This is a genomic window from Arthrobacter sp. NPDC056691, from assembly GCF_042791415.1.
Classification (GTDB): Bacteria; Actinomycetota; Actinomycetes; order Actinomycetales; family Micrococcaceae; genus Arthrobacter.
The window spans coordinates 104,711-118,522 of record NZ_JBHTXX010000006.1; the positions used below are offsets into that span (position 1 = coordinate 104,711).

Annotated in this window: 11 protein-coding genes; 3 read left to right on the forward strand and 8 right to left on the reverse strand. The window is 59.1% G+C overall.

Annotated features, from left to right (window positions below; all coding sequences use genetic code 11):
- Nucleotides 1-44 precede the first annotated feature (44 nt).
- Genes ACFRAU_RS07515 through ACFRAU_RS07525 form a run of 3 tightly spaced genes read left to right on the forward strand, consistent with a single transcriptional unit; the run spans nt 45 to nt 2,700 of the window.
- Nucleotides 45-470, forward strand: a complete 426-nt coding sequence (locus ACFRAU_RS07515) for a hypothetical protein (RefSeq protein WP_377999388.1) — start codon at nt 45-47, stop codon at nt 468-470.
- A 41-nt stretch (nt 471-511) separates the two neighbouring features.
- On the forward strand, nt 512-1,651 hold the full coding sequence (locus tag ACFRAU_RS07520; protein WP_377999389.1) for a hypothetical protein: 1,140 nt from the start codon (nt 512-514) through the stop codon (nt 1,649-1,651).
- Nucleotides 1,648-2,700 (forward strand): hypothetical protein, encoded by a 1,053-nt coding sequence (locus ACFRAU_RS07525; RefSeq protein ID WP_377999390.1) that lies wholly within the window; start codon nt 1,648-1,650, stop codon nt 2,698-2,700. The genes ACFRAU_RS07520 and ACFRAU_RS07525 overlap by 4 nt, the downstream gene beginning before the upstream one ends.
- A 154-nt stretch (nt 2,701-2,854) precedes the next feature.
- On the opposite strand, the gene ACFRAU_RS07530 is transcribed toward ACFRAU_RS07525, so the two are convergent.
- The 8 genes from ACFRAU_RS07530 to ACFRAU_RS07565 all read right to left on the reverse strand — a co-directional run bounded on the left by ACFRAU_RS07530 (nt 2,855) and on the right by ACFRAU_RS07565 (nt 13,810).
- A complete protein-coding gene (locus ACFRAU_RS07530; RefSeq protein ID WP_377999391.1) occupies nt 2,855-6,001 on the reverse strand; it encodes an SIR2 family protein in 3,147 nt (1,048 codons plus the stop codon).
- On the reverse strand, nt 5,970-6,146 hold the full coding sequence (locus ACFRAU_RS07535; protein WP_377999462.1) for a hypothetical protein: 177 nt from the start codon (nt 6,144-6,146) through the stop codon (nt 5,970-5,972). Before ACFRAU_RS07535 ends, ACFRAU_RS07530 begins: the two co-directional genes overlap by 32 nt.
- A 338-nt stretch (nt 6,147-6,484) precedes the next feature.
- Nucleotides 6,485-7,195, reverse strand: a complete 711-nt coding sequence (locus ACFRAU_RS07540) for an SDR family NAD(P)-dependent oxidoreductase (RefSeq protein WP_377999392.1) — start codon at nt 7,193-7,195, stop codon at nt 6,485-6,487.
- 25 nt (nt 7,196-7,220) lie between these two features.
- Complete coding sequence (locus ACFRAU_RS07545) at nt 7,221-7,955, reverse strand: SDR family NAD(P)-dependent oxidoreductase (RefSeq protein WP_377999393.1); 735 nt, start codon at nt 7,953-7,955, stop codon at nt 7,221-7,223.
- Nucleotides 7,952-10,252, reverse strand: coding sequence for a penicillin acylase family protein (locus tag ACFRAU_RS07550; protein ID WP_377999394.1), 2,301 nt, complete (start codon nt 10,250-10,252; stop codon nt 7,952-7,954). The genes ACFRAU_RS07545 and ACFRAU_RS07550 overlap by 4 nt, the downstream gene beginning before the upstream one ends.
- Nucleotides 10,249-11,241 carry an ABC transporter permease gene (locus ACFRAU_RS07555; protein WP_377999395.1) on the reverse strand — a complete coding sequence of 331 codons (993 nt, stop codon included), beginning with the start codon at nt 11,239-11,241 and terminating at the stop codon, nt 10,249-10,251. The genes ACFRAU_RS07550 and ACFRAU_RS07555 overlap by 4 nt, the downstream gene beginning before the upstream one ends.
- Nucleotides 11,238-12,740, reverse strand: coding sequence for a sugar ABC transporter ATP-binding protein (locus ACFRAU_RS07560; protein WP_377999396.1), 1,503 nt, complete (start codon nt 12,738-12,740; stop codon nt 11,238-11,240). Before ACFRAU_RS07560 ends, ACFRAU_RS07555 begins: the two co-directional genes overlap by 4 nt.
- Before the next feature lie 71 nt (nt 12,741-12,811).
- Nucleotides 12,812-13,810: a sugar ABC transporter substrate-binding protein gene (locus tag ACFRAU_RS07565; RefSeq protein WP_377999397.1), complete on the reverse strand. Its 999-nt coding sequence runs from the start codon at nt 13,808-13,810 to the stop codon at nt 12,812-12,814.
- Nucleotides 13,811-13,812: the final 2 nt, after the last annotated feature.

Below are 13,812 nucleotides of genomic sequence, written 5' to 3' on the forward strand. Positions count from 1 at the left end.
AAATGTAATAGATACCAGTCGAATAGATGGGGAGAGGCCGCGCAATGACTGTTACGCACGAACAGGAGCGGGCCAGCAATAGAGCACAGCCACAGGCGGCACCAGTTACACAGCCAGAGCCGAAGTCTTCGGGCATATCAAAGCCCGGCAGCGACGGGCGGACCGGAATGTTCGTCCGCTTGTCGTCCGATGACAGGGAACGAGCGAAGTACTGGTCCGGCCGGCACGGCTTTGCTTCCGTCACCGATTACGTGACCGAGGCGGTGCTCGAGAAGATCCAACGCGAGAACCTCGATTATGACCTGCCGACCCTCGAGATCGCGCGCCTCAATCAGCTGGTCGATGAGCTCAAGGCCCTCTCGACCAACCAGGCCAACCTTGAGCGCGTGATTACCCAGGGCTTCGATTCGATCATTTCGTTGACGAGGGGCGACACGTATCTTTTGGACCCCGAGGACGGTGAGCTCTGATGGGCGCGGTTCGTACCCGCGGGGGTCAGCGTCTGACGACAGTGCAGTGGATCGATCGTGCCCGGGCGGTCCACGGGGATAAGTACGACTATTCGCGGGTGGAGTACGCCGACTCGAAGACCAAGGTCGTCATCATCTGTCGTCAGCACGGTGTTTTTGAACAGATACCGGTGAAGCATGTCAGCGCGAGGCGGGGATGCCGGGCCTGCGCAGGTCTGGCGCCGCCGTCCACATCCGAGTGGATCGAGAGGGCGCATCTCGTGCACGGTGACCGGTTTGGGTACGAGTGCGTGCGGTACGTCAACAGCCGCACGAATGTTACGATCCGCTGTCCCGAACACGGGTACTTTGAGCAGACGCCGAAGAGTCATGTGGTTAATGAGCATGGGTGTCCCAGGTGCATCGGTCGTGGGCTCTCTACCCCGGAATGGATCGGGAAGGCCCGCACCGTACATGGCAACAAGTACGACTACTCGGCCGTCGAGTACGCAACCACGACGAAGCCTGTTGTCATCATCTGCGGCGAGCACGGACCGTTCGAACAGACTCCGTCCGTCCATGTGAAAGACCGGTGCGGCTGTCCCAAGTGCTCCGGTCACGGGCTCTCCAGCGTGGAGTGGATCGCCCGTGCGCGCTCGGTTCACGGCGACGCCTACGACTATTGGCAGTTCGTCTATGCAGGCCCGTACGTCAAGTGCGAGGTCATCTGTCGTGAGCATGGAGTCTTCCGGCAGACGGTCACCAATCACATTCATAACCGGGCCGGCTGCCCCCTGTGCGGTGGGCCCAAGGGCGAGAAGCTGATCGCGCTCGTCCTGGATGATCTTGGTTTCGCCTATCGCCCGCAGTGGAGTCACCCGACGTGCCGTGACCGGTCCCGCCTGCTATTCGACTTCTACCTGCCGTCGCTGAGGGCACTGATCGAGTTCGACGGCCTCCAGCATTTCGAGCCAGTGAAGTGGTGCGCTTCGATGACAGCTGAGCAGGCCGAGGGGGCATTCCTGGTAATCCAGCGTCGCAACCGGATCAAGACCGACTGGGCGGCCATCAACGGCTATCACCTGTTGCGTGTGAGGGATGTGAAGCGAGCTGCGACGCAAGTGGCCGAATTTGTACAAGGGCTTTCCAGAAGGAGCAGCAACGTGACGCACAATCCTGCAGAGAACGGGGCTCTGACGTGAGCCAACACGTGAACAGCATCATGCCGTCGACCGATGAGCGGATGGACATCGACACGTCGTTCCTCGATGCCTATCGGACCCGTGGCAGCGATGGTCTGAAAAAGGGCAGGGCCCGGGCGCTGCAGGCCAATCCCGGGGAGCCCGGAAAGGATCCGCAGCCGGAGGCTGAACCGACTCCTGATGAGATCGCGCACGAAGGGGCCGCCGCGCTGGGCGGGCGTTCCGGTTATTCCGGTGCTGCCGGGACTCCTGCTCCCGTGCGGGGCGGGGTTACAGCAGCAGACGGAGCGGTAACGGAAGCCCTTCAGACGCACGACGACGCGCAGGATGTATCTGCCGCGGCCGCCGACGAGACCGCCGGGACCGACGTGCTCTCGTCCCCGGTCCCGCTCCAGCCCACGGACCATCAGGCGCCTGCGCAAAACGACACAGCGTGGAGAAAAGTCGGCCCGGGTGGAGGAGACGAAAGTGCAGCGTCACTCCCCCAGTCAGGCTTCAGGCTCATGGGCGTGAAGAGCCAGCCGAACATCAAGTCACTGCCGGACAGCATCATCAGCGTGCTGCGAGAACAACTGCGTGCTGCCGCCGTCCGGGAGCTCGGAGTGCCCGACAGTGAAGCCCGTGAGTTCGTTCAGCGGCTGAGCCAGGGAACTCTGGTGACAGCATTCCTGCTCGCACAGCTGGATCTGCGCATCGATGCCGATCCCGCCACGGTACGGGCAGTTGAGCTGTTCCGCTCACGTGACCCGCTGCTGGGCAGCGTTGTGGCCCGTCTGGAGGCTCTTGCGGCCGCCGGGCGCAGCCGGGATGTGGTGTTGCTGAAGCTGCAGAAGGAATTGGCCGAAGTCCGTCGGACCAGTGCAGTGGTCGAGCAGGCCGTGGCCTATTCCATTGCCGACCGGACGTCGAACTTTCTGCGCGGCTCCCACAACCTCCATGACGCGCCACTGGCGCACAAGGACGCGCTCTACGTCCGTGATAAGGCCCGCGAGGCGACAAAGAAGCAGCAGAAGCTCGAGCGCGAACGCGAAGGCCGGCCCATCCGCTGACGCCGGCCACTCGTGAGGGTGATCGTCCGCTCGCTGCCTGAGACATTTCAGCGACAAATCCGTGCAGGCCGGACAGATCTTTGGCGGCTCATCGTCCCTTTGGTGGGGCTCTTGAGGTCGGCGTGCCTGGAGCGGTTAATGCGCTTTGCTGGCGTCAGGCTGGGCCCTCAAGTACCTTCTCGGCGGTTGTCGTACCGGGCGCCAATCGCTGCCGCCGATGCAACGCACGATCGCGAACCAGGTCCTGCTCGTACTTTGCTATTCGCCTCGTCCGATCCCCGTCGGAATCAAAAGTATAGCGGCGAAGAGTCCTTTCGCGGAGAAACTTCTTCAGATCATTTTCATCGTATGGGGTCAGTTCCTGTTGCCTAAAAGCGACTGTTGCGAGCATCCCAATAAATTCGGAAACGATCCACCGATCTCCATGTAATCTGACAAGTTCTGGAAGGTATTTGGCCCATCCGCGCTCCTGTACGTCAAATGCGAACATAGCCGCCATCGGTAGTCCATATTCATCCATACTGAATTCTTCATCCTGCACAACATTTTCGTACGTAACCAGCAGCTTCCGGGAAGACAGGCAAGCTGAAACACCAGAAAAAATGACAAAAGATGGAATGAACATGGCTATGCGAGCGACCATGTCATCGGTTTTCTCGGGTTTGATATTCCCCTCGGCAACGACGCCATCGACGATCGCTCGTGCAGGTTCTTCAAAGATGGCGTCACCCTCGAGCGCGTCCAAAGTAGCGCCCCACGCGCGGAAGACCTGCTTCAGTACCGCGCTCTTCAACGCCAGGTTCGGCATTTGGTCAGAGTCTCGAAGCACCCGCGAGGCCAGATCCACTACGCCAACCATGCGTTGTGACCGACTCAGTTTGGACGGATCTTCAAGTGGGAATGGAACCATGTCCGTGTCGTCCGAGTAATCATAGTCATCCTCCGCTACGTCTTCGACCGAAGTGTTCCCAGGCGTACCGGACTCTTCTTCCACATCTTCTGAGGGAACCGGACCTTCAAACAGCCTACCTAGCTCCTCCGGCGCGGCTGACTTTTCTACTTGGCCAAATATGTGACCAGTCGGTGCTTCGGCTGGCCAATCAGTAAGCAACTGCTCGATCCTATGTACGGCGCGCTCACTATTTCTGACGAGAGCGGCGTAGTGCCGGACTATCGGAGCATAGAACACTGGATCTTCGAACAACTTGGAGAGAAAAACATCATCACGGATTGCAGCTTTCGCGGCGAACAAGTGTAGATAGCTTGACTGTTGAAACTGAACTAACCCTGAAGATATGCGAAGGACTCTCATATCCCTGAAGCTCTCAAGCGCTTCTATAGGGTTCTCTTTCCATCCAACGCTTGAAAAATAGTCCGCGATGCTGCGCAAGGCATCATCCTGCGCCAATGCACCCTTCTTTTGGTTTACAAACTCTTTCGCGAGTTCGGCGAGTACAGTTTCGCGATTTTGCGGATTGAGGGAATATCGAGCATCCAGGTATGGCCCATTACGCCCTAGGAGAAGGCTGACATAGTCATCCAAAACGGCGGTTTCAGATGAGTGCGTACTGGCTCCGCCTATTTGAACAAATAATGAGACAAGAAGTGAAATAGTAAAAGGGTTCCGAGAAAGATGCTCACGGCGAAGAACGTCCCAAACCCCATCTGCAATAGTCTCTGATCTCTTTGGCGCCACAATCTGGGCGAGAGATTGAATTTCCGGACGACCTAGCTTTCCTACATACGCGATCTCCACCCCGAGTCCGTGCTCCTGAAGGTCCTGCGCCAGACGTTGTTCCTCCCCCTGCTTCGTGCCGATCACAATGAAATCTGCTGAAGAATCTAGGAGATCATCGAGTATCTGTTGATAGGTCGTCGAATCCCGAGGCAGCAGGTTGTCGACTGCAAGTACGTGATCAGGTAGGGCGTCTTTCTTATGGTCAATCAGCCTATGCAGCAGTGACTCCCGGCGGACTTGATTCTCCAGCGGAGTCTTTCCCTGAGTGCAATTTCGCGAGTCGACAAATACTGGCGCTACACCGGGACGCATGAATGAAGCTTTGGCTACAACCCAGCGCAAGGCTGTGGTTAGTCCGGACAGTTCCTCACCTGCGAGGATCAGCAGCTTCGACTCCTTATACATTGCTTCGACGTCCAGCCTGCGGGGCTTCAAATCGTCGTCAAGATCCTGCATTGACGCAAACTGTTCGTGCGGCACAGGTAGTAGAACTGGCGGGACGGTAAGGTCGGCGAGATCGCAGTCAGCCACGTCATCAAGATGAGATCCAACCACAGTCTCACTGCGAATCGGCTCAAGGATAGCCTCCCTGGCAAAGGCAAGGTTGTCGCGCTTCGGTGACGGTGTCTTAGCGGAGGGAGCCCCGCCTCTTAGGGAGTCAATGAACGGTGCGAGATCTTCGTACTCGTGACCGTAGCTGATGACGCGAATGTCGTGCTCAGCATGGGCAGACTCCAATTGCGATAGTTCGCTAGACAGACAAAGCCTGAAATGGTCTCCCCGTGAATCTGGGAACAGTACGCTGTGGCGTTTCAGCAGACGGGAAAAATTTGGATCGTGCAATCCGCTTCCAAAGCCTACATATATAAACGACTTTGTTGAATAATGCGCCTGCTGAACGAACTGCCCAGGCTGGTCATGCATTACTCTGGTGTAATCACTCTCCGACAGGACAACCGTGTTAGGACGATTCCAAACACCGTGAAGATGGCCAACGGATGGAGTTTCACCCTTGAACACCTCACGCATGGACTCGGCATCGGTCCAGTCGATTGATGTCCGCCGCAGCGCTTTTTCAATCAACTGATCATAATTTGTCGTGAGGATTGGCAACTCGAGTTGCTCTAGGGATATTGCTAGCTCGGGGCGCACTACGCGCAGGCTTCCGACAGAGTCTCGTAACCAATCGGAATAAGCCTGAGATCCGGGCGCCCTCAGCTTGGCTGAAATCTGGCTCGCAACACCAAGCAATCCGTCTAAGTCATCGCGCTCCAAAGCATCATCAAGGGCCATCTCCTGCAGTGCGCCCCAAGACTGCAGTTCGGAGCGGTGCACAAGCCGTTTGATGCCATCCCTAAGGAGGCCTATCCAATCAGCCGCTCCTGCTCCCCCGCTGAGCGCCTTGCTAACTCCGGTGCCAAGAATCAAAATTGCTTGCTTGGAGGAGACTGCGGCGCTCAGCCGGTCAAGGTAGTCGTTCAATGCCGTCCAATTCAAAGTCGTCGAGAAAACCTGCTGATCGTATCGTGCCTTACAGTGCTTCTCTTGGGCTGTTGTTTCCATCGACACGCCGATTTGCAGGCGGATTTCTGTTGGCTTCAGCCACGAATGTACCGCGGGTGCCCTCGCGATAGACGAGGGCCTCATTCTCCAAGACAGTAAGAGCGCGGCGTGCAGCCATTCGGCTGACCATGTGTTGCAGGCACAGCTCCCGCCGGTTGGCAGCGGCGCCAGCGACGGAAGTTGCCGGGCCCGGAGTTCGTTACTTATCCGTAGAAGGGCCTGCAGCTGATTGTCCGCAGCGGAAGCGGGTTCCGTTGCGCGTCCATCCTGGTTTCGCTGGCCCTCGGGATCACGGGGTAGTTTCCGCCTGGTCTGTTCTACACAAGGGCGCCACCCCTCCGACCCCGCACACGGCTTCATCGGAAGCTGCCACCCTTCATCTCTCGCTGTCTGTTCGTGGGTGCGAACTGAGCAGAGCGGTCCAGCACAAAACTTCGATATCAGGTCCGGCGCTGCAGCAAGCGCCGGACCCTGCGGCGGGCGTCACTGCGCCAGGTAGCCCCCGTCGACCGGCAACTCGATCCCGGTAACGAACGCGGATTCGTCGCCCGCCAGGTAGACCGCTGCGTTGGCAATATCCCGGGGGCTGCCGCCCCGTCGCATCGGTGTGCTGTCAACGAACTTCTCATTGAGCCGACGGTCCTGAGACGCTGTCATCGGAGTATCAATCCAACCGGGAAGGATAGCATTGGCCCGTATGTTTTCTGCGGCGTAGGTGATGGCCGCGTTTCTGGTGATCCCAAGGACGGCGGCTTTGCTGGCCTGATAGGCGGCGAGCGCCGGAACAGCACGCGAGCCAAACATCGAGGAAATGTTGATGATGGAACCTGCCTCTCCCCTGCGCATCGACGGGATACTTGCCTTGATTCCGAGGTAGGTTCCGAGTTGGTTGACGTTCACGATCCGGTCCCATTCCGAGCGGTCGAGTTCATCCAGGGGCTGGAATCCGGCAGTCCCGGCGTTGTTGACCAGGACGCTCAGCGGGCCATGCTCTTTGGTTACGTCTTTCACCAGCTCAAACCAGGCCGATTCGTCAGTGACGTCGAGATATCGTTCCATCCCTGTGGACGTCGAGAAGGTGACATCGGCGGCGATGGTGACGGCTCCCTGCCTGCGGAATTCCTCGACTATCCCGGCACCTATGCCGCTTCCCCCGCCGGTCACAATCGCGATCTTAGTAGCGAGCCTGCTCAAAAGTGTTCTCCTTAGTACTTCTGCTCTAGACGGAAAGTCCGCCGTCGACAACGATTTCTGCTCCGGTGATGTAAGAAGCGGCATCGGAGCTGAGGAAGAGAATCGCTGCTGCGACTTCCTCAGGAGTCCCGAGGCGTTTCAGGAACGTCCTGGCAAGGATGCTGCGGTTGACGTCTTCGCCGTTCGCTTGTGCCATGGCGGAGTCGAAGAGACCCGGGATGACGCTGTTCACTCGAATCCCTGATGGCGCGAGTTCGGCCGCCAGTGATTTGGACATGCCGCGGACTGCCCACTTCGTTGCTGAGTAGGCGACGATGTCCGGGTCCCCCGTCAGGCCGGCGGTTGAGGCCACATTGACAATGGAAGCGCCTTCCGCTTCTTTGAGGTATGGCACGGCAGCCCTGACCCCCAGCAAAGGCGCTCGTTGATTCACCTGGTAGTGCAAATCGATGTCGGATGCGGGGGTTAGTGTGATGCTACCCCGTCGATAGACTGCTGCAACGTTTACGAGTACGTGAACCTTATTGCCCGAAGCGGTGACTGCGTCGATGACCGCTTGCCAGCCTGCTTCGCTGGCAACATCAGCGACAACCGCGGTGGCGTTGTCCCCGAGGTCCTCTGCGACACTGAGGACGGCAGGGTTGAGGTCCACCAGGAAGATATGTGCCCCTTCCTTATGAAAAGCGGCCACAGTCGCTTTCCCCAGGCTGCCGGCGGCACCTGTCACGATAACTGTCCGCTGATCCTTGTTTGTGCTCATGCGGGCGTCCTGTTCTGTACCAAAGGCTCAATGATGTAGTGCGTGTCAGCAAGGCGGGCGACCGCCTCACGCGAATAGGCGAGCTGAAAGTACTGCCCGGATGCCCACAGTGGGGTCAGATCCGAGTAGTGCCCGGAACGGGGGTCGCCTGATTGTCCCGGCGTATTGACGGCAATGGAGTTGTCCCACTCCCCTACGTCGCAGATCACTCTGAACGACGCTCCAACGGTCTGCACATTGTTCTTGTCCCGCGCGGAAACATTCACAGTGTCCGGGCTGCCCGATTTCCGGACCGGCGGCAGCGACCACTCAGCCTCGCCACGCATCGGGTGGCTGAAACGCGCGGTGTGAATGTCACCCCAGCGGGTTTGCTCCCCGCATGGCCAATGTTCTGCCGAGGCTTCCAAGGACTTGGTAAGGATTGTGCAGAGCACCTGGGGCTCTGCTTCCAGCTTGCCCAGGAGCAGAAGGTCAATCCTTGCGTCTCCGGTGAGGTCCTCACGCCGTATCTGCTCAATATGTGCTGCCGCCACTGCTGGATCGGGTTGGTCCTTGAGCGCCCACTGCAGCAGGAGCGGCCTTAGGTGCTCACGGAACCAAAGCTCGAAACGGGCTGCGGCTTCGGAATCATCGCCCATGCTGCAGTCCCAGTCCAGCATGCACCCGAGCGCAGCTTTGGCGCTGTGAGTGAGATCCATGGGCTGGTGCTCCCGAAGTACGGCAAGGACAGACTTGGCAGGCAGGCTAATGACATCGTTTTGCAGCTTGGCATTCTCCTGAAGTCCCCACTGGCTGGCGTGTTCAAGTTCCTGCGCAATTCTCTGGTGCCGGAAGGAAGCCAACCATTCGGTAGTAACGGGAGCGAGGCTCCAGTCGGCCGGAAGGTTGAACTGGTTGGCGCTGGCAAGCCATCCATCCTGAGGATTAATTGTTGTGGGAAGCTCGCTCGAATCCAGGAAGCCGTCCCATTCGTATCTGCCGTCACCCGGAACAGGAAGCGTTCCGTCCCAGTTTGGCCGGCGGGGAATCAGCCCGCGTGGCGCCCACGCGATGTTACCGCTGTCGTCGGCCACAACGTGGTTGACGCTTGGAAGCGCCCAGGAATCGACTGCGCTGAGGAACTCTTCCACCGACGTTGCTGTCAGGTACCGGAGGCTACCGAGGTAGGGAGCTGCCCCCGGTTCAAGCCAGGCTGCGCGCAAGGCAAATGCCCGGTTGGTTTCCTCATCAACGAAAAGCACGGGTCCGTGCTTCGAAAACATGATTTTGGTCGTGACGGGCTCCCCGTCCCGAACATTGATCGTTTCCTGAACGACCTCGAACCCGGCCCATCCGTCCTGCCACCTGTATCGGCCGGAGTCATTCGGATCCAGGTCGTAGACATACAGGTCCTCCTGATCCGTGGGGAAAATGGTCAGGCCAAAGGCGACCCGGCCGTTGTGCCCTATGGAGATTCCGGGAAGAACCGGCTCGCCTGCCCCGATTGCATCGAACTCCGGGCACTTAAGGTGCACGATGTAACGCAGTGCGGGCAGCGGCAATGAACGGTGCGGGTCGTTGGCGAGAATCGGGCGTCCGGTGGCGGTCCTGGACCCTGAAATGACCCAATTATTGCTGCCCTCACTTCGAGCCGACGTGAGGGCGGGCACGCCGTCAATGACGACGGGAGACGTGGCCAGAAGGTAATCCTCCAGTATTTCCGGGCGGATGGACGACAGGTCAAGGCCCTCCGGAAGCGAAAGGGGCAGCAACGGCTGACGGACTCTTCTGAGGTTTTCGACCGGCTCTCCGAAATCGCGTAAGGTCACCGCACGATCGACTTCCTGGATCACATTGTCGAACAGTCCGTGGGATCGGATGCGCGAGATGTCTTCTGGTATCCACCGCAGGGGACGGTACCCGGCATGATGGAATTCAGGGGGCAATAAGGTGTCGTCTTCGGACGTGGCGATGATGTAGGCATTCACGCCTTCCGCGAAGCACTCCAGGGCCTCCATGGCGTTCTTGCCGTACGCGTTCCGCTCTGCCTCGTCGCTCTGTCGATAGACAAACAGGCGTGCCGCCCGATCCCGTTTGACGAAGCCCTCACCGAATACTTCAGCCAGTCTTCCAAGCCCTTTGCGGAGCCACAAATCCATCTGGAACAGCCGATCAGCTGCATGAACCCAACCCTGGGCCCTGAAAACGTCCCTTGAGGACGCTGCCTCGATGTGTGAAATACCCCAACAGTCAACCCGGACAGTTACGGGTGCCTCCAGCGTCGGAATTGAGGGGCTGGAGAGGGGGTAAGAACTCAACGCTGTCTCCGCTTGACGAGCTGGTCTGCAGCGACGGCGAGAATAACGATCGCACCCTTGACGATGAGCTGGGCGTTGCTGTCCACCGCAAGGCTGTAGAAGATGTTGTCGAGGATGGCGAGGACGGAAAGTCCTACTGCGGTCCGCCAGAGCTTACCTTCACCCCCGACCAGGGAGGTTCCGCCGATCACCACGATGGCGATGGCATCCAATGCGACACTGGCGCCCATGGAGCCTTGGCCCGCGCCTTGCTGTGAAGCCGTCAGAACGCCGGCCAGCGCGGCCAGGAAGCCGCTGATGACATAGGTCGAGCCCTGTATGAGGTTGACGTGGATTCCGGAGAGCCTGGCAGCTTCCCTGCTGCCCCCGATCGCGTAAATGCTCCTGCCGAAACTCGTGAAGTTAAGGGCCAGGACGCCCACTGCGAAAGTCAGAACCAGCACGAGTATGGTGATCGGGATGCCCAAAAGGGTGCCGGTCCCGAGCCATTGAAAGTCTTCGTTGGTGTCACTGAAGGCAGTGGAGTTCGTGAAGAACAAGACGCCGCCGGAGTACAGGGAAGACGTGCCCAGAGTGGTGATGAACGGGTTGACCTTGAGGACGGTGACGCCGAACGCATTAATGGCTCCGAGCACGACGCCGGCACTGAGTGCGAGGAAAATTGCCGGCGTCACACCAATTTCGGTGGAAAGTGCAGCCGCGATTGTCGCCGCGGTCGCAAAAATCGCGCCTACCGAAAGGTCGAAACCTCCGGCGATAATTACCAGGGTCATTCCCACCGCAACGACGCCCAACGGGGCGTACTGCGTCAGGACGATCTGCAGGTTACCCGGTTCCAGGAATCCTGGATATATTGCCGTTGCAGCAATGATGAGGACGATCAGGACCCCGAGCATTGAGTACTCGAGGATACGTTCCGGAGAGAACCACCCTGGCTTGGCGACCGTGTGGTCGGTGGCTTCGGGGGCTATTGTTTTACTGCCGCTCATGATGTTCCTTTGACGCCGAAGGCGACGTGGAGGATGTCGCCAGGAGTTGGAGATTGGGTATGGAGATCGATTTCAGCCACGGCTCGGCCTTCACTCATGACGATCACGCGATCGCTGATTTCGAGTACTTCCTCGATCTCTGCACTGGTGACGATTACCGCTTTGCCTTGGTTGGCGGCTTCCCGGATGGCGTCGAGCACATCTGCCTTGGCGCCAACATCAATGCCTCTCGTCGGCTCATCAACCAACAGGACATCCGGGTCCCGGTAGAGCCATTTCGCGACCGCGACTTTTTGTTGGTTGCCGCCGCTTAGCCAGCCAACCGGGTAGGTCCCGACTTCGCGGCTTAGTGCGAGGTTGGTCAGCATCTTCCTGGCCACTGCCAGCTGCTCCGTGGATCGGACTACTCCGAATCGTGAAACGTCATCCAGCCGTGCAAGAGTCACGTTGTCCGGCAGGGACATCTGCAGATGCAGCCCCTCGGTCTTGCGTTCTTCAGGAATGAGCCCGATGCCCAGGCGAAGGCCCGCCCGCACGCGCCTGGGCCAGGCTACTTCCTTCCCGCGGATTCGCAACGAGCCGGAACTGGCGGGTTCAGCTCCTGCCAGGGAACGAAGGAGACTTGTTCTGCCGGAACCTACTAGCCCTGCGAGACCTACGACTTCGCCGGCCCGGGCCGTTATGGATATTCCACTGATGGCGCCGGGCAGCTCGACGTCATCAGCTTCAAGGATGATGTCTCCTATGCTGAAGCCCCGCTGGGGCGCCCTTTCAGCGGCGCGCACACCTGTCATCGCCTCTACCAGGGCCGGGCGCGTCCACGACGATACAGGGCCATCGGCGGTCGTACGGCCGTTGGTCATGACGGTGATGTGATCGCTGACTTCCAGGACCTCGCCAAGGTTGTGCGTGACAAGGACCATGGTGATTCCGCGTCGTTTCAGTTCCCGGACGAGGTCCAGGAAATGGCGGCGTTCGCGCTCGGACAGCGCAGCGGTGGGTTCGTCGAAGAGTATGACCCGCGAACCGGACTGGACGGCCCTGAGAATCTCAAGTATTTGAGCCTTTGCCACGGTTAGTTCGCGTGCCGGTTCGTGCGGATCATACGTGACGCCGAAATCATCACATAGGTCCTTGAAGCGCCTGACCATCTCACGTTTCCTGAGCCATCCACCGGAGGTCAGGTTTTGGCCAAGAAAGACATTCTCCACTGCGGTCATCGCAGGGAGCACGGTCAGCTCCTGGTAGACGGCGGCAAGGCCCGCGCGGCGGGCATCGACCGGACTGCCTGTCTTGAGTTCATGTCCAAGCACGGAAACGTGACCGGAGCTCGGTGCTGTCCTGCCGCTCATGATTCCAAGCAACGTGGACTTGCCCGCGCCGTTGGCTCCCACTAAAGAGTGGACCGTACCCTCTTCAACGGTGATGCTCACATCCGATACAACCGTAGATGGCCCGTAGCGTTTGCTTACGTCCGTGCACACAATGGCTTGACTCATTGAAAATTCCTCTTGCAAAGGGGGTCATGGGTGCGGCCCGCCGAACCGGGGCCGCACCCGGGTGCGAGCTATTAGTACTCGGGGTTCCACTGAGCGACGTTGTCCTTGGTGATCACTGGTGCGCCGGGGAATTTGAGCGTATCGAGCGGGTTGGTGTTCTTCGCGACGTCCTTGCCCTTGATCTTGTCAACCAGCAGTTGGACCGACAGCTTGATGTCAGTGGAAGGCATGCCGGGCAGTGCTGCCTTGACGGTTCCGGCCTGGATCTGTTCTTTCGTCCAGCTGTCGCCGTTGCTGTCATAGACCAGTACGCTGTCCTGCTTGCCGGCCTGCTTGACTGCCTGGACCACACCGCGGGTCATTCCGGAGTAGTTGCTGGCGATCGCTTTGAGTCCGTTGTTCGCGTTCAGGAACGTCTGCGATGCCTTGAAGGCTGCGTCTGTGGAGTAGTCGGTGTTCTCGACGTTGGCCAGTGAGAAGTTGGACTTCTTGGCAAACCCTTCCTTGACCGCGGCCGTGGTGGTGTCTGTGACGAAGTCGAGAGGGGGGCCGGTGATCAGGGAGACTGGCCCGGGCTGCGTGCTGGCCAGGATATGGTCGGTCCATTTGGTGTAGCCGTCGCGGTTCTGCTCGCCGACGAAACCTACTGTGCCTTCGCTGTACCCGTCGTCACCGCAAATGGCAGTGATGGCGATGATGATGGGGATGCCACTGTTGGCTGCCTTCTTGATTCCGTTGCACTGGTCGGATGGGGAGATGGCGTTCACGACCCATCCGTCGTACGTCTTGCGCTGCTGGGCGAGCTGGAATGCGGTGTTCTGGTCCTGGGCCTTCCAGTTGCTGGTGATGACCGTAACGTTGACGCCAAGCTCTTCGCCCACTGCCTTGGCGGCCTTTTCTTCCGCTTGCAGGTATGCGTTGCTGTTCGCGGGAATGAAGACGCCGATGTTCAGCTTCTTCTCGCCGCCGCTGGAGGAACCGGGAGGGGTTCCGCCACCGCAGGCTGCAAGTGGCAGCGTCAAGGACAGGGCAGCCAAGGCTGTTCCAAAAATCCGGTGCTTTAGGTTCATGG

Excerpts from the sequence above, each read along its gene's own strand:
- ACFRAU_RS07530 (WP_377999391.1), bottom strand. The coding sequence starts at position 6,001 with ATGGAAACAACAGCCCAAGAGAAGCACTGTAAGGCACGATACGATCAG.
- ACFRAU_RS07515 (WP_377999388.1), top strand. The coding sequence starts at position 45 with ATGACTGTTACGCACGAACAGGAGCGGGCCAGCAATAGAGCACAGCCA.
- ACFRAU_RS07545 (WP_377999393.1), bottom strand. The coding sequence starts at position 7,955 with ATGAGCACAAACAAGGATCAGCGGACAGTTATCGTGACAGGTGCCGCC.
- ACFRAU_RS07565 (WP_377999397.1), bottom strand. The coding sequence starts at position 13,810 with ATGAACCTAAAGCACCGGATTTTTGGAACAGCCTTGGCTGCCCTGTCC.
- ACFRAU_RS07555 (WP_377999395.1), bottom strand. The coding sequence starts at position 11,241 with ATGAGCGGCAGTAAAACAATAGCCCCCGAAGCCACCGACCACACGGTC.
- ACFRAU_RS07560 (WP_377999396.1), bottom strand. The coding sequence starts at position 12,740 with ATGAGTCAAGCCATTGTGTGCACGGACGTAAGCAAACGCTACGGGCCA.